This is a genomic window from Paludisphaera sp. (assembly GCF_037189885.1).
In the GTDB taxonomy this organism is placed as follows: Bacteria; Planctomycetota; Planctomycetia; order Isosphaerales; family Isosphaeraceae; genus Paludisphaera.
Genome location: NZ_JBBCIR010000024.1, coordinates 1 through 18,808, shown reverse-complemented (window position 1 = coordinate 18,808; position 18,808 = coordinate 1). Strand labels below are relative to the sequence as shown.

Genomic DNA, 18,808 nt, shown 5'->3' with positions numbered 1-18,808 from the left:
CCGGGCCCGTCCCCTTTCCGGCATCAAGATCTGTGACGGCGGCGACTCTAACAGCCTCGCCGGGGGCCCGCAAGGGGGCGGCCGATCGGCCTTGTCGGGTTTCCGGATCGGCGCATCCTTCTACAATTGCGTTCGAGAGGTCTCGGGTATCGTGGCGCGCGGAACGAGGACGGAGGGGACGATGAAGAACGGCAAGGCGACGGCGGCGGCGACGGTCGCCGGGCACCTGGCCACCGCCGGGCTGACGCTGGCCCTGGCGGTGATGCTCCTGGGCTGGCGGCCCCACCCCCGCGGCGAGATCGCCGCCCAGGTCCCCCCGGCCCGGGTCGAGCCGGCGGCCCCCGGCCGCGCGACCGCCGAGCCCGACGGCGCCACCGTCCCCGGCGAGGCCCCCGAGGCCGACGCCATGGCCGACCTGGACCCCGAGGAGCGGAACAACGTCCTGGTCTACGCCTCCGTCAACAAGAGCGTGGTGAACATCACCACCGAGTCGGAGATCCAGGGCTTCTTCGGCCTGGAGGAGACCTCGACCGGGACCGGCTCCGGCTTCGTGATCGACAAGCAGGGACACGTCCTGACCAACTTCCACGTCATCCAGGGGGCCGACGTGGTCCGCGCCACGCTGTTCGACGGCTCGGCCCACGCGGCGCGGGTGGTCGGCGTGGACGCCTCCAACGACGTGGCCGTCCTGAAGGTGGACGCCGAGCCGGACAAGCTCAACCCGGTGACGCTCGGCGATTCCTCGCGGGTGCTGGTCGGCCAGAAGATCATGGCGATCGGCAACCCGTTCGGCCTGGAGCGGACGCTGACCACGGGGATCGTCAGCAGCCTGGACCGCTCGCTCAAGGCCAAGAACGGCCGGATGATCAAGGGGATCATCCAGACCGACGCCGCCATCAACCCCGGCAACTCCGGGGGGCCGCTGCTGAACGCCCGGGGCCAGGTGATCGGCATGAATACGGCGATCATCAGCAGCGTCGGCCAGTCGGCCGGGGTGAGCTTCGCGGTGCCGATCAACTCGATCGCCCGCATCCTCCGCCAGCTCATCGACGAAGGCCGCGTCATCCGCGCCGACCTGGGCATCGCCCGCGTCTACACCACCGAGCACGGGCTCCTGGTGCTGGCCGTGGCCGAGGGGGGACCCGCCGAACGCGCCGGGATCCGGCCGATCCAGGTGAGGATCGAGCGCGTGGGCCCCGGCTTCGTCCGCCGCTCCCTCGACCCCGAGTCGGCCGACCTGATCGTCGCCGTCGAGCACAAGCGGGTGAAGACGGTCGACGAGCTGCTGACCGAGGCCGAGAAGCACCAGCCCGGCGACACCGTCCGGATCACCGTCATCCGCGAGGGCAAGCCGATGGACGTCCCGGTCCAGCTTGGCCGGTCGAACTGAGGGCGGGGCCGCGAGGGGGGGCGTCGGGACGACTTACCCCCCCTCCTCCGCCAGCCACCACAGGAGGCCGGCGACCACCAGCGCGTGGTCGACCTTCCCCGCACGGATCAGGTTCAGGATCTCGCCAGCCGGCACCCTCTCGACGGTCAGCTCCTCGGTGTGGTCGAGCTTAGGCTCGGCCACCTTCCGGGCGTTGCGGATCACGATGGTCGTGGTCCGTGAGGTCACCAGCGAGGGGTTGGACCAGAGCGAGCCGATGAGCCGGGGCGGGTCGCCGGCGTAGCCGGTCTCCTCCAGCAGCTCGCGGGCCCCGGCGACGACCGGGTCTTCCCTCGGGTCGACCAGGCCGCCCGGGATCTCCAGGCTGTCGCGGCCCGAGCCCGCCCGGAACTGGCGGACGAACAGGACCTCGTCCTCCGGGGTGATCGCGATCGCGTGGACCGCGTCGGCCAGGTGGACGACGTAGAAGTCGTGCGTCAGCCCGGAGTAGCGCGACCGGAACCGCTCCTGGCGGAGCGTGAACAGCCAGTTCTCCTCCATCGTCCGGTCATGCTGGCCGCCGTCGACGCGGGACCACGAGGCGTCTTCCAGGTTCTCGGCGCTCACGCGATAGGCTCCCGACCGGGGTCGAAACGAGACGAGGGACGCCGGGGCGTCCCTCGTGAAGTTGATACGGGATGCGAGGCGGGATTACCAGCTTCCGCCGTCGTCCCCGCCGCCCCAATCTCCGCCGCCCCAGTCGCCGCCGGAGTCGCCCCAATCGCCGCCGCCGGAGTCGCCCCAGGAGGCGCCGTGGCCCGCGTCGTCGCCGCCGACGAAGCCGTCGCCGCCGGTATAGCCGGCGTCGGTGGGAGGGGGGCTGGCGGCGTCGGCGTGGTGGCCCGGGGAGGAGTGACGGCCGGAGAACTGGTCGTAGAGCCAGTTGCCGGCCATGGCGCCGCCCAGGCCGCCGAGCATGCCGGAGAAGAACCCGCCGCCGCGGCCGCCCATCATGCCGGGGCCGCCCATGCCGGGGCCCATCCCAGGGCCGCCCATGCCGGGGCCCATGCCGGGGCCGCCCATGCCGGCCCGGCCCATCCCCTGGGGGTATCCGCCGCGGTTGCCGAGCGACCCGCTCAGGAGGCGGACGATGAACAGCACGCCGAGGATGCCGCCGCCGATGACCAGCAGCGTCCCCAGGCCGAACTGCTGCTCGCCGCCGGCCCGCTGGTTCGCCGCGGCGGCCCCGCCGGGCGCCGGGGCGACCGGGACCATCCGGCGTCCGTCGCCGCGACGGGCCGCGACCGGGCCGCCCGGCAGCGCGGAGTCGATCGCCGCGACGGCGGAGGCCAGCCCGGCGTCATAGTCGCCGGCCTTGAACGGCTCGATGAAGGCGTCGCGGATCTTCCGACGGGCCGCCTCGGGCAGCGCCGCGGCGTGACGCTCGCGGACCAGGACGTTGGAGAGCACCTTGTCCTTGCCGGACAGGAGGATGTAGACCCCCTGGGCGTCGACCTCGCGGCCCCGCTTCTGGGCCAACTCGTTGATGGCGCGGAGCTTGGCCCGCGAGTCGGCGTCGGCGGGCAGGCCGGGGATGGCGTCGATCGTCTCGATGAAGATCGGCGTCCCGGCCCGCTTCTCGACGCGGGTGAGTTCGGACTCGGCCTTCCGGGCGGCCTCGGGGGAGAACATCCCGGCGCGGTCGCGGACCTCGGCGGCGTCGGAGACGGACGCGGCGAGGGCGATCGCGGCGGCGAGCAGGGTTGCCGCGGGGCGTCGGAGGGTTCGCAACATGGGCCTTTCTTCCTTTGCGGCCCGGCCTCCGGGCCGGGCGTCGTCTGAGCTTGGCTAAGTCGCCAGGGAGGTCATTCGCGTCCCGGGGCGGTTTCTTCGACGGACTTGCTTGCTACGACCGTGCCGGCGATCGGTTCGCCCGGATCGCCCGCGAGGGCCGGGCGGGCGGGATCAATCCGCGGCGACCTCGGAGAGCCGCGAGATCGCGACGACGTCCGCCAGCCGCAGCAGGACGCGCGAACGGTTCTTGCGGATCCCCAGGGTGGCCGACTCGTAGACGTACACCTCGCGGGTCGCCGCGCCGTGGCGGAAGTCGTGCAGGTCGGCGTCCCGCAGCTCCAGGAACAGGGGGTCGACGCCCGTCAGGACGCCGAGGCAGACGTAGGTGGAGATGAGGTCCACCACGACCACCTGGCCGATCAGCTCGGTCAACGACGGGGAGTCCTGGGGCACGATCGCCTCGGGTGAAACGCCTTGGAACTTAAGTCTTTATAAAGAATTCTCGGGGCCTCGGATGGCCTTGACGAATTGTAGGGGCAGGGTTAGGTTCCCGCCACCATATCCCCCCTCGATTTCTCGACGCGACGCCCGTGGCCGGCCGGCCGAGGGCTGCGTTCATAGGGCTAAAGCGGTCATGATCCAGTCGAAAATCGTCCTCGTGGTGGTCGCCCTGTCCGCGCCGGGATTCGCGGCCCGGGCGGGCCAGGGACCGCCGGAAACGGCCGACTCCTCCCCCGCCGCCGCCGCTTCGGCGCCCGCCCCCCCGGCGGAGTCGTTCGTCCTGCTCCGCGACGACCGGGTCCTCAAGGGGATCGTGACCGAGAAGGAGGACGAGGACGCCATCGTGGTCACCACGCCGCTGGGGGCGATGACGTACCGCGGCGGCCGGATCGAGAAGGTCGGCGCCTCGATGGAGGAACTCCTGAGCTACAAGCGCGGGCTCGTCCCCGAGGACGACCCCGATGAGCAGATGAAGCTCGCCCGCTGGTGCCTCGCCAACGGCATGCAGCATGAGGCCCGCGAGCACCTGGGGCTGATCCTGGGGCTCGACCCGAAGCACCGGCAGGCGATCGCGATGCGGGGCTCGCTCGACATGGCCGACGCCCGCCTGGCCCGCCGCGAGCAGGTCGACGAGGAGGTCCGCCAGGCCGGCGGCGACGTCATGGAGCCCGCCCCGGGGGCGCTCGACCCGACGATCGTCCAGAAGGCGCGCCGGGGGATGGGGGTCAGCGACCTGCCGGTCGTCTTCGACCTCCCCCCCAACGTGGCCGTCAAGCGCGCCGCCGAGTTCCAGCGGTACGTCCAGCCGGTCCTCCAGCTCCACTGCGCCCGGTGCCACGACGAGCGGCACGACGGCAAGTTCCAGCTCGTCCCGCTCAACAGGAAGTCCGACCACACCCCGGAGGCCATCCGCGCCAACCTCGACGCCGTGCTCCGGCTGGTCGACCCCGAGGACCCGGCCAAGAGCGAGCTGCTCTCCAGCTCTCTCCGGCCCCACGGCACCGGCAAGAACCCGCGGCCGATCTTCCAGGGGTCGAACGACAGGGCGTACCAGATCCTCGCGGCCTGGGTGGCCGGCCTCCGCTCGAAGCCCGTCCCGCACCCCCTGGCCGGCGCGCCGGCCCGCCCGGCGGAGGAGGATGGCGACGGGTTCGCCGTCGACCGCGCCCGCGTCGCCCGGTCCACGGCGGTCGTCGACCCGATCATGGGCGAGGCGACGCGGATCCCGCCCCCGACCCGTCGCGATTTCACGACCCCCGACCTGAAGTACCAGCCCGGCCAGGGCTGGATCGACGACGACGGGAGCGGCGAGGACGCCCCGGTGCCGTTCGCCGTCTCCGGCAAGATGCCCAAGGGCGTCTCCGTCGGACGGCCCCCCGCCCGCTCCGCCGACCCCGCCGTCGCGCCGACTTCCACGACGACCGCCGGCCCCTCCTCCCCCTCCGGGCGCGGCCCCAGGCTCAGCCCCGAGGTCGCCCAGGCCCTCGCCGAGGCCGAGGCCAGGGCCGCCGGCGGCGCCCCTCCCCTCCCCGTCGACGACGATGAGGACGAGGCCGACGAACTCGTCGCCCCCGCCCCGGAGAAGGCCGCCCGGCCCTCCCGGTCGATCAAGCTCGACCCGGCGCTGCTCCAGAAGGCTCTCGAGAAGAAGAACGCCGCCGGCGAGTGATCGTCCAAGCCTGGCGAGCCCGGTACCGCCCAAATCCCGGGCGGGCCGGGCTCACCTCGTCCTGTTCAACCAATTCTCGAACGCATCCTTCAGCGTCTTAAGGTCCGACGGCACCCGCCCCTCCATTCTCTGTTGCTCGGCGACCTCCTGCGCGATGTTCGCATGGATCGAGGCCGAGTCCCTCGGGCCGGGAAGCCCCGGCCGGTGGCAGAATCGGCTAACGACATCCCCCAAGATTTCCTTCGCGGCAAAGTCCCGCCGCCAGTCGTCGACCGCCAGGGCATTGGCCGCTCGCTCCCCCAGCCGCTCCAACGCTTGGTCGACTCCCTCGCGCGACGACTTCTTCACCTTGGCGTCCAGGCCCAGAAACCATGGCGAATCGCAGATGTATCGGAGGGCGGCTTCCCGACCGTCGAGGTCCTGGGGGGGCAACGCGGGGAAATCAGCCTGAAACCGCATCTTGAGTTCGTTCAGCGTCTGGCGACAAGTCGTGTACCAGAGAAGACCCTCGGCCTTCTTCCTCATGAAGCCTTCTAGGTCCTCGCCGGTGCATCTCGGATCACGGTTGTTGTATCGCGAATGGCGCAAGGCTTCCCCATCCAGGAGATAGTTCTCGATCTCATGGACGGGCAGGCGGCAGACTTTCGGCGGGCCGCCCCGCGAGGACCACTTCTCGATGTTGGACTTCCCGTCGTCGCGATCCACCACGCCGAAGACGTTCAGGTATTGATTGGACCGCGCGGAGTCGACCATCACCCTCACCCCCTCGTTCCCACCCGCGACGAGGTACTGAATCCGTACGTCGTCCCAGAGCGTCGCCAGATAAGATCGAGTGAGTTCGTCCTCGACCCAGAGCACGAGCGGGGCGCGGTAGAGGACCCCCGGCGAGTAGTCCACTTTGGCCATGCGCGGTCAGGCTCCGTTTCGGGCCGGCACCGCGTTCGCCCACGCCGTGGCCCTGGGGTCGTCTGCGGGCACCAGGAAATGGCGCTCGTAGGACTTGGCCTCGGCGAAAACCTCCGGGGAGTGGGTCGCGAGCATGAACTGGGCCGTCGGCCTAAGGAACAACAGCGTCCGGACCAGGGCCCGATGCCACTGAGGATCCAGGTGAAGCTCGGGCTCGTCGATGAAGATGACTCCCGGGCGATTCCCGGCCAAGGCGAGCGACCCGAGGAACAGGAAGAGCTCCAGTTGGCCAGAGCTTAAAAGGTCCACGGAGAGCGGAGAAGGCTCGCCGGGAGACTTCAGGAAGACGTCGAACGAGCCGCCGTCCTCCTCGCTCCCCCTGGCGATCTCGACGTCGAAGGACTGGCCTTGACCAGGATGGAAGGTCCGCCACGCCTGATCGATGGCCGACTTGATCTCGGTGTAGGACGGCGAGGCGGGCTGTGCCTCGAACCGTTCGATCGCAGCGGCGTTCACGAGTCGCTGCTTGACGTTTAATAGTCTGTTATGATCCGTTTCGGCCGGCTTCCTTCCGCGCTTCCCCACCGTCGGGTCGACCGACCCGACCAGCGACGGGGCCCGCCAGGAAGTGAAGTACTCGAAAAGGTCGGGGTGGAGGGGGGAGCGTGAACCCGAACTCGAATTCATCGCCAATGGATGATCGAATGGGAGTAGGCCGGAGCCCTCGGCGATCTTGGCCTCGGCTTCGATCAGGAAATCCTCCGCTCCTCGCCGGACCGCATCCTGACCGACGGCCCCGGTCACGAGGTCTCCGCGGCCGCCGAGCACGAGGAACGCGGCCTCCAGGACGGTCGTCTTCCCGCCGCCGTTAGCTCCGCCGAGGACGACCAGCCGATTGGGGAGGCCGTCCGGGCCCTTGAGATCGAGGTCTAGCGAGTTGATGCCGCGGAAGTCGCGAATCTTGAGCGAGGTCAGGGCGATCGATGGCGCGCCCATGTCTGACCCTCCCCTTGCTGTCGGAGGCGGGATTGATTCACCATAGTTTACCATTCGAGGCCCACGCAAGACCCCGCGCGGGACTGATTTTCCCGGAAGCCTGGTCGTTCGGCCGAAGCCTCGCGTGACCGGGCCCGCCGTCGGTCGTCAGACCCACCCGTTCCGCTTGCGGAGCCACCATTCGAGCGTCAGGCAGGCCGTGAACAGCAGGAAGAAGGGCCAGTTGTCCCAGACGCGGTGCTCGGTGGGGCTGAAATAGTCGGTGAAGGCGGAACGGTCCAGGCCGCCGAGGTGCTTGCCGAGCTGCTCCGAGGGGACGGCCTCGCCGGCCGTGATCTCGGCGATCTGGCGGGCCAGCTCGGGGTCGGCCGAGGGGTTCTCCAGCTCGCGGTCGTCCTGGTAGACGAGGAACCGGACGGAGTCGCGGCCGACCTCCTGGCCGCCGCGACGGCCGATCACCGTGACCTTGTAGTCGCCCGGCTCCCCCCTCGCGGCGTAGGTCCCGCGCCATTCGTCGCCGCGCGAGTAGACGTCGACGGGCTCGGCGGCGGGGGCCTGGCCGTCGGGGCCGGGGGCGGCCCCCTCGCGCTCGACGGTGGTCTCGTAGGCGACGTCGGTCAGCGGGGCACCCTTGGCGTCGCGGCCGGTGACGGTCAGCTCCACGAGCTGGCCCACCGAGGCGCGACGGCGGTCGATGGCCAGCTTGATCTGGTCGGCCCCCTGGTCCTCCTTGTGGGCCAGCCAGAAGATCACCTGACGCCAGAACTTCCGGTGGATCGGGATCCCCTCCGGGGTGCGGGCCCAGACCCAGGTGTCGCCGCCGTAGGCGATCGCCCGGCCCTTGCCCGTCTCCTGGATCACCATCATCGGGTCGGCGTCGTTCCCGTTGACCGTCCCCAGGATCTCCGCCCCCCGCTTGGGCGTGAACCGATTCGCCCCCTGCAGCGGGGGGAGCGACTCCCAGAGCGCGGCGCTCGCGGCGGGGTCCGAGCCGACCTGCAGCAGGTAGCTGTTCAGCCCCGACGGATTGGGGACGAACCGCGCGCCGTCCGGCGGCTCGATCTGGCCGTCGCCGGGATGGACCTCGACGGGGAGGATGTCGGCCACGGGGGTCCGCCCCCAGCCGCCGGGGCCGAAGCTGCCACCCCCGCCCAGCATGATGAGCCCCGCCGTCCCCCTCCGCACCGCGTCGGTCAGCATCGCCTGCTGCCTCTCGGTCAGGAAGTTGGCCGCCATGTCGCTGAGGATGTAGACGTCGTATCGGCCGGGGTTGAACTCGTCGTCGCTCACGCCCCCCTGGTCGCCGACGGCCGGGGCGCGGATCAGGCCCGAGACGACCTCGATGTCGGGCGAGGTCGCGATCGCGTTCATCAGGAAGCGGTAGTCCCAGGTGAAGTTCGGCCCCTGGAGGAACAGCACGTTCAGCCCGCCGCTCAGCACGGTGACGAACGTGCCGACCTCGTTGTTGGTCGTCACCAGCTCGCCGGGGCGGGGGGCGACCTTCAGCGTGAGCTTCTTGTCCCCGGGGGTCTCCGGGATGTAGTTCAGCCCGGCGATCGGCACGGAGTCGGCGGGGCCGTCGGGGACCTTCACCTGGACCTTCGCCACGGCGGTCGGCTGGTCCTCGACGAACAGCTCCACGTCCAGCGTCTCGCCGGCGTATCCCCGGGCGCTGAGCGTCCCGCGCACCTCCAGCTTGTTCTTCACGAAGACGGTGGGGCCGGCGACGACGTCGCGCACGGACACGTCCCGCGAGTCCGCGCCGGCCGCCTGCGTGCCGAAGACGACCGTGGAGACCGGCGTCTGCTGGTCGCGATACCGACGCGCCGCGATCAGCGGGTTGATCCCGTTGTTGGAGGCGAAGTCCGACAGCAGCACCAGCCGGGCCAGCCGCCGGCCCCCCTGCGCCTGGCGCTTGTCCAGCTCCATCATCACGGTGCCGAGCTGCGTCTGCCGCCCCTCGGGCTCGGCGAGGGGCTCGCCGGCCTTGAGGTCGCGCAGGTCGGAGTCGAACGCGAACTCGCGAACCTCCAGGTCCCCCCCGAGCGCCTTCGCCGCCTCGACCCCGGCCGCCAGGGCCTCCTTCGCCGCCTCCCACCGCGACCGGCTGTTGGCCTCGTCCTGGAGCTTCATGCTGCCGCTGGAGTCGATCGCCAGGACGACCGTCGCCGCCTGCTGCTTCTTCTCCCGGACGATCACCGAGGGCCGCAGCGCCGCCAGCAGGCAGAGGAGCAGCGCGAAGAGCCGCAGCCCCAGCGCCAGCCAACGCCACCGCGCGCCCGGCCCGCGCAGCTTGCGCGCGTAGGCGGCGACCGTGAGCCCGACGACCGCCGCCGACGCGACGAGCAGGAACGGCCACGGGGCGATCGGGTTGAAGCTGATGCTGAATCCGGGGTCGATCACGACGGGGATGACCTGTCGAAAGGGACGTGGTGGAGGGTGGCGACCCCGCGACGATTGTCGCATCGGGGCCCGCGCGGCGTCCAGCGTCTCACGCCGCGGCCTGCGCGGGGGACGGCCCCGGCTCGGTCGTCGGGCCGCCGGTCGGCTCCTTGTAGAAGGTGTTGGCGAGGAAGTTCTCGGCCGTCACCAGGATCAGGATCAGGAACATCAGCCAGGGGAACAGCTCCTGGCCGACCCGGATCAGCTCCGTCGCCTTCTGGAGCGTCCGGTCGTCGTCGGCCAGGAAGTAGCCCTCCTTGCCGAACAGGGCGTCCAGCTCCGCGGCCTCCAGCGCGGCGAATCGGCTCTCGTCGGCGGGGGGGTTGAGGCTGAACCCCAGGGTCTGCTTGGCGTCGCCGGGGCCGCTGGCGACGACGGTCCAGTGGCCGGGGAACTGGGGCGAGGCGATCCGCAGCGGCTCGCCGGGGGGGGGCGGCGTGGCGGCCTCGGCCGTCTTGCCGTCGGGGCCGATGATCCGCACGTCCGTCGCCGCCGCGCCGGGGCCCAGCGGCACGATGACGTCCTCGCCCGCGTCGTAGACCAGCCGCTCGCCGGTCGAGCCCGACAGGTACGGGACGGTCAGGTTCATCACGACGGGGAAGACCCAGTAGCTCAGGCTCGGCAGCTCGTTCCACGCGGCGGGGTCGGAGGGCCTGGGCCGTCGCGCCAGCGGGGTCGTCCACATCAGCACGCGGCCGGTGCGGGGCCCCTGGAACGTCCGCTCCAGCAGCGCCGGCGCGCCGTCGGCGAAGGTCATCAGGGCGCGGGCGGCCTCGGAGGGCTCGACCTTCCAGTATCGGCGGACGGGCATGGTCGCGAGCTGGGCGTCGATCCCCTCGGCGTAGCGGTCGAACAGCGGGTGCGTGGCGTCGGCCACCTTGCCGAAGGTCGCCGCGGTCGGGTCGGGGACCGCCGGCGCGCCGAGCCGCGCGGGGAGGATCTGCGAGGGGATGGGGCCGTTGTAGTCCTCGGGCCGGCAGCGGACCCCCGCCCCGACCACCAGGCCGCCCCCTTCGTGGACGTAGGCGTTCAGCAGGTTCCAGGCGGCGTCCCCCGGCTCCGCGACGTCGAGCAGGAAGACGGCGGCGTGGTCCTTCAGCGTGTCGCGATACTTCGACGCCAGCTCGGAGGCCCTGGCGATCGTCACCTGGAACGACCGGGCCGCGCCGGGGGTCGGGTCGGGGTCGAGCGCCAGGGCGACGAACTCGGCGTCGACGTCGAGGTCGGAGACGATCAGCACCTTCCGGGGGGGCCGGGCCTGGAAGCTGAGGTAGCGGACGTCGTCGAAGGCGAGCGGGTCCGGGGCACCGGTGACGCGCAGCTCGGCGCGATGGACCTCCCCCTCCTTGAGGCGGGAGGGGGTGGTGAACTGGACCTCCTGCTGGCCGCCGGGGGCGATCTCGATCGGCGCCTGGCCCCTCTTGTCCCCGCCCAGGTAGAACTCGACGATCCGCGAGGCCGGCTTGGCGCCGTGCGAGCGCACCAGGCCGCGGATCTCGACGGGCTCCCCCGTGGAGGCGACCCCGGAGGGGATCTCCATCTCCTCGATCGAGACGTTCTCGCGCTCCTCGGCCGGCGGGCCCAGCCGCAGGACCACGGTGGCCACCTTCCCCCCGGGCGTCTCCGCGGCCTTCGCGACCCTGTCGAGCCCCTCGGCGGGGCGGCCCAGATCCCACGACGTCTTGGCCAGGTCCGAGAGGACGTAGACCTCCCGCCGGGGGCGGTCGCACTCCACGACGGCCTCGTAGACCTCCCCCATCGGGATGTTCAGCGGGCGGTTCACGGCGCGGACCGTCAGCTCCTTGATCCACTGCCGCGCCGAGGCCGGCGAGCGCCCCGTCCGCGAGGCCGGCGAGGCCGAGTCGGCGACGAACACCAGGCTCGAGTCCGGGATCCGGTCGACCAGCTCCAGCGCCTTCTCCTTGGCCTGGTCGAGCAACGTCTCGTCGTTCTGCCGGTAGCCCATCGACAGGCTGGTGTCGAAGACCAGGCCGAGCGCCGTGGGGACCGAGTCGTCGCCCAGCGGCGTCTCGGAGTGGATCCGCGGCCGCGCCAGCGCCAGCGCCATGAGGGCCAGCAGGAGCATGCGGGCGGCCAGCAGCAGCCAGTTCTTGATCCGCATCTTCTTCCGCGACCGCTTCTGGCGCTCGCGGAGCAGCCGCAGGGCGGGGAAGACGACGTGCTTGGGCGTCGGCCTCATGAACAGGTGGAGGATCACCGGGATCGCCGCCAGCGCGGCGCCCGCGGCCAGCCCCGCGTGCATCAGCGAGAATTCCATGCGTCAACCTCGCGCCTGGCGGGACAGCAGATACGAAGTCAGGGCCTTGTCGAACGGCATCCCGGTGTGCAGCGGGACGTAGTCGATCCGGGCGCGGACGCAGTCGGCCTTGTACCCCGCGCGGAACGACTCGACCTCCTCCAGGTAGTCGGCCTTGATGGCGTCGGCGTCGACCTCGATCAATTCGCCCGTCTCGTTGTCCTCCAGCCGGACCATGCCCTCGAAGGGGAAGGCGGCCTCGGCCTCGTCGAGGATGTGGAACAGGATGACGTCGTGGCCGGAGTGCCGCAGCCGGTGCAGCCCCCTGCGGATCGGCTCCGGGTCGGCCAGCAGATCGCTGAAGATCATGATGAGGCTGCGATGCCGGAGCATCCCGGAGACCTGCGTCAGGCTGGCCTGGAAGTCGGCCACCCCCTCCGGCTTGAGCTGCGACAGCACCGACAGGATGTTCGCCAGCTGCGACCGCCGGCTCTTCGGCGCGAGGCTGCGTTTGACCTTCGAGTCGAACGCGATCAGGCCGACGGGATCCTGCTGGTGGATCATCAGGTAGCCGAGCGCCGCGGCGAGGCTGATCCCGTACTCGAACTTGGTCAGCTCCTGGCGGTGGGTGTAGCCCATCGACGCGGAGAGGTCCATCACGAGGTAGCCGGTGAGGTTGGTCTCGGCCTGGAACTTCTTGGTGTAGAAGCGGTCGGTCTTGGCGAAGACGTTCCAGTCGATGTCGGAGATGTTGTCGCCGGGGGCGTACTTGCGGTGCTCGGAGAACTCGACCGAGAACCCCTGGAACGGGCTGGCGTGCAGCCCCGCGATGAACCCCTCCACGATGAACTTGGCGCGCAGGTCCAGCCGCGCGACCTGGCGGATCACCTCGGGCTTCAGGAACTTCTCGGCGGTACTCATCGGCGCTCCGCGACGTGTTGACGAGGCGCGCGGGGACGTGAAGGGGCCGCGGGCGGCCCGGCCCGCGGCGCGCCCGCCCCTTCATCCTACGCCGACGGCCTCCGGAAGGCTCGCCCCGGGGGCGGGATTACGCCCCTTTTCGCTCGTACTTGGGGGTCTCGGGCTCGCGCACCTCGGCCACGAGGCGCTGGATGATCGACTCGGCGGTCTGGCCCTCGGCCTGGGCCTGGAAGTTCACGCTGATGCGGTGGCGGAGGACCGGGATGGCGACCTTGCGGACGTCGTCCAGCGAGACGCTGTAGCGGCCGTCCATCGCCGCCATCGCCTTGCCGGCCAGGATCAGGTTCTGCCCGGCGCGGGGGCCGGCGCCGTAGTCGACCAGCTCCTTGATGAACTGCGGCGCGCGCTCGTCGGCCGGGCGGGTGGCGCGGACCAGCCGCGCGACGTAGTCGACCGTGTACTCCGACGCCGGCACCGACGTCACCAGCCGCTGCAGGTTCACGATCGCCTTGCCGGAGAGGATCTTCTTCAGCTCCGGGTTCTCCCCCTTGGTCGTCCCGGAGAGGATCTTCTTCTCCTCGTCGAGCGACGGGTAGCCGACGCGGACGTCGAACATGAAGCGGTCGAGCTGGGCCTCCGGCAGCGGGTAGGTCCCCTCCTGCTCGATCGGGTTCTGGGTGGCAATGACGAAGAACGGGTCGGGGAGCTTCATCGTCTCCTGGCCGACCGTCACCTCGCGCTCCTGCATCGCCTGCAGGAGCGCCGCCTGGGTCTTCGGCGGGGTCCGGTTGATCTCGTCGGCGAGGATGATGTTGGAGAACAGCGGCCCGGCGACGAAGCGGAACTCGCGGCGGCCGGACTCCGGCTCCTCCAGCACGTTGGTCCCGGTGATGTCGCTGGGCATCAGGTCTGGGGTGAACTGGATTCGCTTGAAGCCGACGTCGAGGATCCTGGCGATGGAGCTGACCATCAGGGTCTTGGCCAGCCCCGGCACGCCCACCAGCAGGACGTGGCCCCGGGTGAAGATGGCGGCCAGGATCAGCTCGACGACGTCGTGCTGGCCGATGATGACCTTGCTCAGCTCGGCGGTCATCACGTCCCGAGAGTGCCGAAAGTCGTCGAGGAGCTGCGTGATCCGGTCGCTCGCGGTAGACATCCGGTGGTCCGTCCCCAGGGGGGTGATCGGGCGGCTCCGCTCGGCCCGTCCGCCCGCCCGCGGCGTCCGGTGATAGGTCGTCATTGTAGGCCCCGGCGCGGCCCCGATTCAAGCGAGCCGGCCGCCGCCGCGATTCCGCCGCGCCGCTTGTGGAGCCTCCGTGCGCCGGGTTATGATCCGGGCGGCTTCGGCCTGGATTCGAACCGCCCTCCGGGCGAGATGGAGGCGACATGGCACCCTCGCGCGAGATCCACGGGACGCTGCTCCCCGTCGGCGGCGGCGACCCGATCCCCCTGCTCAAGACGGAGCTGACGGTGGGCCGGCGGCCGGTCTGCGACGTGCGGCTGGAGTTCGAGAACGTCTCGGGCAAGCACGCCGTCCTGTCGCTCGTCAACGGCCTGTGGCACGTCCGCGACATGGGGAGCACCAACGGCACGACCCTCAACGGGGCGCGCCTCAGCAGCCCCCACTCGATCATGCCCGAGGACGAGCTGGGCTTCGCCGGCCACCTCTACACCATCGACTACGTCCCCAGCGGCCCGGAGACCCTCCTCGCCAGCCACCAGGCGCTGGACCAGGAGGTCCAGGAGGACCGCCGGCGGCACTCGCTGATGGAGCTGGCCGGGCTCGACACGGACGACAAGGCCGTCCCCCCCAGCCGCCCCAAGACCGCCCCGGCGGCCATCGAGCGGCTCTCGGTCGACGAGGCCGAATTCGACGACACCGTCCCGAAGCACTTCAAGCCCAAGGCCCCCCCTCGCCCCAGGAAGGACGACGAGGACGACTTCCTCAAGCTGATCGAGGAAGAGGTCGTCGAGAAGCCCGAGGAGTGAGGCCCCCGGACGCCCGGGGCCCGGAATCCCTCGCCCCGGCGGGGAAGGATGGGTCGGCCGGGGGAGGAACGTCGCCTTATCTCTAGTGACGCCCGGCCGGCGCGGCCTCGATCGCGGGGCCGCCGGCCGGGATCCTTGCGACGCCACGACAGAATGGAGATTTGAGATGAGCATCCTGAGCAAGTCCCTGATGACGATGGGCCTGGCCGCTCTGATGATCGCCCCGGCCTCGGCCCAGGAGCGCCGCGGCCCCGGCGGCGGCATGATGGGCGCCGGCGGGAGCGTCTCCATGCTGCTCTCCAACCGGGGCGTCCAGGACGAGCTGAAGCTCGACGCCCCGCAGAAGGAGAAGGTCGACGAGGCCGCCCGCAAGGCCCGCGAGAAGTTCGAGTCCGCCCGCGAGTCCGCCCAGAACGTCGAAGGGCAGGAGCGCTTCGCCAGGATGCGCGAGCTGACCCGCGAGGTCGACGCCGAGACCATGAAGTCGCTGGCCGACGTCCTGAAGCCCGAGCAGGTCACCCGCCTGCACGGCATCCGCTACCAGACCCTCGGCGCCGCCGCGTTCCAGGACGAGCACCTGGCGAAGGCCCTCAAGCTGACCGACGAGCAGAAGTCGGCCGTCGAGCAGGCCATCGCCGACTCCAGGGACGCCATGCGCGACGCCCCCCGCGACGGCGACCGCCAGGCCGCCATGGAGCGCTTCCGCGAGATCCGCGAGAAGGCCGTCGCCCAGGTCGAGGCCAAGCTCACCGACGAGCAGAAGGCCGAGTACAAGAAGATCATTGGTGCCCCGTTCGAGCTGCGGTTCGAAGGTCGCGGCCCCGGCGGCGGTCGCGGCCCCGGCCGCTGATCCAACAGCCACGAGATCCCGAGCGGGCGCGGCGACCCCTCGCGGGCCGCCCGCGCCCGTCCTTTTTTCGAACCTCGCGACCCCCCCCGGCGCATGGCTTGCCTCTCTCTCCGTCGCGGGGCCGCCGTGGGCCCCGCCGCGAATCCTTGCCATCGGCCCGTCGAGAGGGAGCCATGCCACACCGACCCCCATCGGCCCGACGCCCCGCGCGCGCGTCCCTGCCGGCCCTGACCGCCGCCCTGTTCGTCGCGACCCTCGCCGTCGCCCAGCAGACGCCCCCAGAGCGGCAGCCCCTCCCCGACCCCGCCGCCGAGGCCGTCTCGCCCCGCGAGGTCCCGATCGAGCGGCCCGAGCAGAAGATCACCGACCACGACCGCTCGCCGGCCTTCGATCGCACCAAGCCGGCGTACTTCAACCCCGACGTCAAGCCCCAGCCCAACGAGGGCCGCATCCTGGGCTTCGACTTCGCGCGCGACCCCCTGAACGCCCCCAAGCCGTTCACCACCTTCGCCGAGATCAAGGAGAAGGAATCCGCCGCCCGCCCGGAGGTCATGGCCGCCCAGCGCAAGTACCTGGAAGGCCGCTTCAAGCTCCAGCCCAAGCTCGACCCGGAAGCCACCATGTCGCGCGGCAAGCCCCTGCCCGTCGGGCCCACCGCCAGGCTCCCGGAAGGCATGGACTTCGAGGCCCTCGGCAAGCTCTCCCCGGATGAGATCAAGGAGCGCGGCCTCTTCCCCTACGCTTCCCTGATCCACCCGCTGCACGCCAACGGCGGCCAGGTCTTCCCGCCGGTCCAGCTCGCCATGTTCCCGCGGCTGGAGCGGTTCGACGTCGAGTTCGACATCCCCAACGAGTTCCTCCCCGAGTTCCCGCCGGCCATCTTCCTCTCCAACCGGCCGGAGCTGGGCGACGTCTCCCGCGGCCAGGTGGTCTCGCTGCACAACTTCCACGAGCTGTTCAAGGACATCATCACCCCCGTCCAGCTCGACGGCCTCCGGATGCTGCTGACTCCCCTGCCCCAGGAGGAATTCAACCTGACGGACGACCGCAAGACGGTCCACCCGCAGCTCGGCGTCGCCTGCTTCGACTGCCACGTCAACGGCCACACCACGGGCCAGTTCCACCTCAGCCCGGACATCCGGCCCCAGGAGCGCCGGTTCCGCCTGGACACCCCCAGCCTCCGCGGCGTGTTCAACCAGCAGATCCACGGCTCCAAGCGCAGCCTGCGGTCGATCGAGGACTTCACCGAGTTCGAGCAGCGCACCGCCTACTTCAACGGCGACCCGATCCGGGCGATGAAGAAGGGGTTCTTCGAACTCCCGCGCACGATCGTCCCGCACATGGCCCAGTTCCAGAACATGCTGGACTTCCCGCCGGCGCCCAAGCTGACGATCCTCGGCACGCTCGACCCGGCCAAGGCGACCGAGTCCGAACTCCGCGGCGAGGCCCTGTTCAACGGCAAGGCCCAGTGCGCCCAGTGCCACCCCGCGCCGTTCTACCTGGACGACAAGATGCACGACCTGCGGCTGGAGCGGTTCATGAAGGACGAGCCGGGCGACGGCCCGATCAAGACCTTCACCCTCCGCGGCATCAAGGACACCCCGCCGTACCTCCACGACGGCCGCTGCCTCACCCTGGAAGACACCGTCGAGTTCTTCAACCTCGTCCAGGAGCTGAAGCTCACCGCCCAGGAGAAGGCCGACCTCGTCGCCTTCATGCGGACCCTCTGATCGGCCCCGCCTCGACGAGCAGGACGTTCGGGTGATCCGGACGCCGACCACAAACTTCACTTCTCCACTCGTGGGAGGAGGCGGCCGAAGGCCGGATGGGGGCGACCCGCCGGCCTTCGGTCGCGCGCCTCTCGTCCGCCCTGCCGGGATAGCTTCTCCCATCAGGGTGCTCCGAAACACCGCGAATGGAGAAGCCCATCCCCCCTTCTCCCCTCGTGGGAGAAGGTGGCCGACGGCCGGATGAGGGGGCGAATGGTGCCGCGTCCCCCGGTCGGCGAGGGATTTCAAGCCGGCGGCATCCGGTCGCGCCCCCCTCATCCGTCCCCCCCGGGGCCCCTTCTCCCACGAGGGTGCTCTGTCGAAAACAATCCCGGGCCGGTGTTCGTAGAAGGGGCATGAAGACCAAGAGCCAGACGACCCGGCCCATGACCAAGTCGGTGCTGCGGCTGGCGCGGGAGGCCGTCGGGATCGCCCGCGAGGCCATGCCGGCCCGGTCGAACGAACACTCGCCGAAGATCTACACGCAGCACTCGCTCTTCGGCGCCCTGGCCGTGCGCGAGTTCCTCGGCCTGGACTATCGCGGGCTGGAGCAGATGCTCCGCGAATGGCCCCAGCTCCGCGAGGCCCTCGGCCTGGCCCGCGTCCCGGACCACTCGACGTTCCAGAAGGCGGCCGGAAGGCTGCTGACCAAAAAGGGGGGCGTGACCTCCTGGCGGCCGCCGCGCGCCTCGCGCGCGATCGCGGCCTGGCGACGGGACGCGCCCTCGTCGCGGTCGACTCGACCGGCTACGAGGCCCGCCGCGTCAGCGCCTACTACGTGAGGGTGGCGGGCCGCCGCTCGACCCAGCGGCGGTGGCCGAAGCTCACCGTGGCGATCGACGCCCGGACGCACCTGTTCCTGGCGGCGCGGGCGACGCGCGGGCCGGCCCAGGACGCGCCGGGCTGGAAGCCGGCGGTCCGCGAGGCGGCGCGGAACGCCCCGCTGGGGGCGGTGCTCGGCGACGCCGGCTACGACAGCGAGGCGAACCACGCCTACGCCCGCGAGCGGGCCGGGGCCCGCACCACGCGGATCCCGATCAACCGCCGCAACGCCGGCCGCAAGTGGCCGAAGGCGCGCTACCGCCGCGAGATGAAGCGGTGGTTCCGCCGGCCGGGGCCGGGCCGCGACGGCCGCCGCCGCAAGCCGCGGCGGATCTACAACCAACGCTGGCAGGTGGAGAGCGGCTTCTCGCGCGACAAGCGGCTGATGGGCTCGGCCCTGCGCGCGACGAAGTGGACGAACCAGGTCGGGGAGCTGCTGCTGCGGTGCGTCGTCCACGACGTCCTGCTGCTCGTCGGCGATGCGGAGAGGCGCGAACGGGACGCCGCCCGCGCCTCTCCGGGC

16 protein-coding genes are annotated in these 18,808 nt (G+C 70.9%); 7 read left to right on the top strand and 9 right to left on the bottom strand.

Annotation, left to right across the window (positions count from 1 at the left end; genetic code table 11):
- Positions 1-181 precede the first annotated feature (181 nt).
- On the top strand, positions 182-1,390 hold the full coding sequence (locus tag WG209_RS09660) for a trypsin-like peptidase domain-containing protein (protein WP_337174822.1): 1,209 nt from the start codon (positions 182-184) through the stop codon (positions 1,388-1,390).
- Positions 1,391-1,423: 33 nt separating this feature from the next.
- Here WG209_RS09660 and WG209_RS09655 read toward each other — a convergent pair whose 3' ends face one another.
- From WG209_RS09655 to WG209_RS09645, 3 genes are all read right to left on the bottom strand, one after another.
- Positions 1,424-1,996, bottom strand: a complete 573-nt coding sequence (locus WG209_RS09655) for an NUDIX hydrolase (protein WP_337174821.1) — start codon at positions 1,994-1,996, stop codon at positions 1,424-1,426.
- Between the two features lie 84 nt (positions 1,997-2,080).
- A complete protein-coding gene (locus tag WG209_RS09650; protein ID WP_337174820.1) occupies positions 2,081-3,163 on the bottom strand; it encodes a TPM domain-containing protein in 1,083 nt (360 codons plus the stop codon).
- A 171-nt stretch (positions 3,164-3,334) separates the two neighbouring features.
- Complete coding sequence (locus WG209_RS09645) at positions 3,335-3,616, bottom strand: hypothetical protein (protein WP_337174819.1); 282 nt, start codon at positions 3,614-3,616, stop codon at positions 3,335-3,337.
- A gap of 181 nt (positions 3,617-3,797) precedes the next feature.
- Between WG209_RS09645 and WG209_RS09640 the strand changes: the two genes are divergently transcribed.
- Complete coding sequence (locus WG209_RS09640; protein WP_337174818.1) at positions 3,798-5,333, top strand: hypothetical protein; 1,536 nt, start codon at positions 3,798-3,800, stop codon at positions 5,331-5,333.
- Positions 5,334-5,384: 51 nt separating this feature from the next.
- Here WG209_RS09640 and WG209_RS09635 read toward each other — a convergent pair whose 3' ends face one another.
- The 6 genes from WG209_RS09635 to WG209_RS09610 form a co-directional block, all read right to left on the bottom strand.
- Positions 5,385-6,239, bottom strand: a complete 855-nt coding sequence (locus WG209_RS09635; protein WP_337174817.1) for a hypothetical protein — start codon at positions 6,237-6,239, stop codon at positions 5,385-5,387.
- 6 nt (positions 6,240-6,245) lie between these two features.
- Positions 6,246-7,235, bottom strand: a complete 990-nt coding sequence (locus tag WG209_RS09630; RefSeq protein WP_337174816.1) for an AAA family ATPase — start codon at positions 7,233-7,235, stop codon at positions 6,246-6,248.
- Positions 7,236-7,382: 147 nt separating this feature from the next.
- Positions 7,383-9,638, bottom strand: coding sequence for a glutamine amidotransferase (locus tag WG209_RS09625; RefSeq protein WP_337174815.1), 2,256 nt, complete (start codon positions 9,636-9,638; stop codon positions 7,383-7,385).
- 88 nt (positions 9,639-9,726) lie between these two features.
- The gene (locus WG209_RS09620; RefSeq protein ID WP_337174814.1) at positions 9,727-11,955 is read right to left on the bottom strand and encodes a VWA domain-containing protein; all 2,229 of its coding nucleotides are present in this window, start codon (positions 11,953-11,955) and stop codon (positions 9,727-9,729) included.
- Between the two features lie 3 nt (positions 11,956-11,958).
- The gene (locus tag WG209_RS09615; RefSeq protein WP_337174813.1) at positions 11,959-12,855 is read right to left on the bottom strand and encodes a DUF58 domain-containing protein; all 897 of its coding nucleotides are present in this window, start codon (positions 12,853-12,855) and stop codon (positions 11,959-11,961) included.
- Positions 12,856-12,982: 127 nt separating this feature from the next.
- On the bottom strand, positions 12,983-14,011 hold the full coding sequence (locus tag WG209_RS09610) for a MoxR family ATPase (protein ID WP_337174812.1): 1,029 nt from the start codon (positions 14,009-14,011) through the stop codon (positions 12,983-12,985).
- 230 nt (positions 14,012-14,241) lie between these two features.
- Here WG209_RS09610 and WG209_RS09605 point away from each other — a divergent pair, with 230 nt between their 5' ends.
- The 5 genes from WG209_RS09605 to WG209_RS09585 form a co-directional block, all read left to right on the top strand.
- Positions 14,242-14,844: an FHA domain-containing protein gene (locus WG209_RS09605; RefSeq protein WP_337174811.1), complete on the top strand. Its 603-nt coding sequence runs from the start codon at positions 14,242-14,244 to the stop codon at positions 14,842-14,844.
- Between the two features lie 166 nt (positions 14,845-15,010).
- Entirely contained in the window at positions 15,011-15,694 is a 684-nt protein-coding gene (locus tag WG209_RS09600; RefSeq protein ID WP_337174810.1) for a hypothetical protein, read from the top strand.
- Positions 15,695-15,867: 173 nt separating this feature from the next.
- Entirely contained in the window at positions 15,868-17,424 is a 1,557-nt protein-coding gene (locus tag WG209_RS09595) for a cytochrome B6 (protein WP_337174809.1), read from the top strand.
- Positions 17,425-17,819: 395 nt separating this feature from the next.
- The gene (locus WG209_RS09590; RefSeq protein ID WP_337174808.1) at positions 17,820-18,245 is read left to right on the top strand and encodes a transposase; all 426 of its coding nucleotides are present in this window, start codon (positions 17,820-17,822) and stop codon (positions 18,243-18,245) included.
- The coding region (locus tag WG209_RS09585) for a transposase (RefSeq protein ID WP_337174807.1) at positions 18,242-18,808 on the top strand (567 nt) is incomplete at its 3' end. The genes WG209_RS09590 and WG209_RS09585, both read left to right, overlap by 4 nt.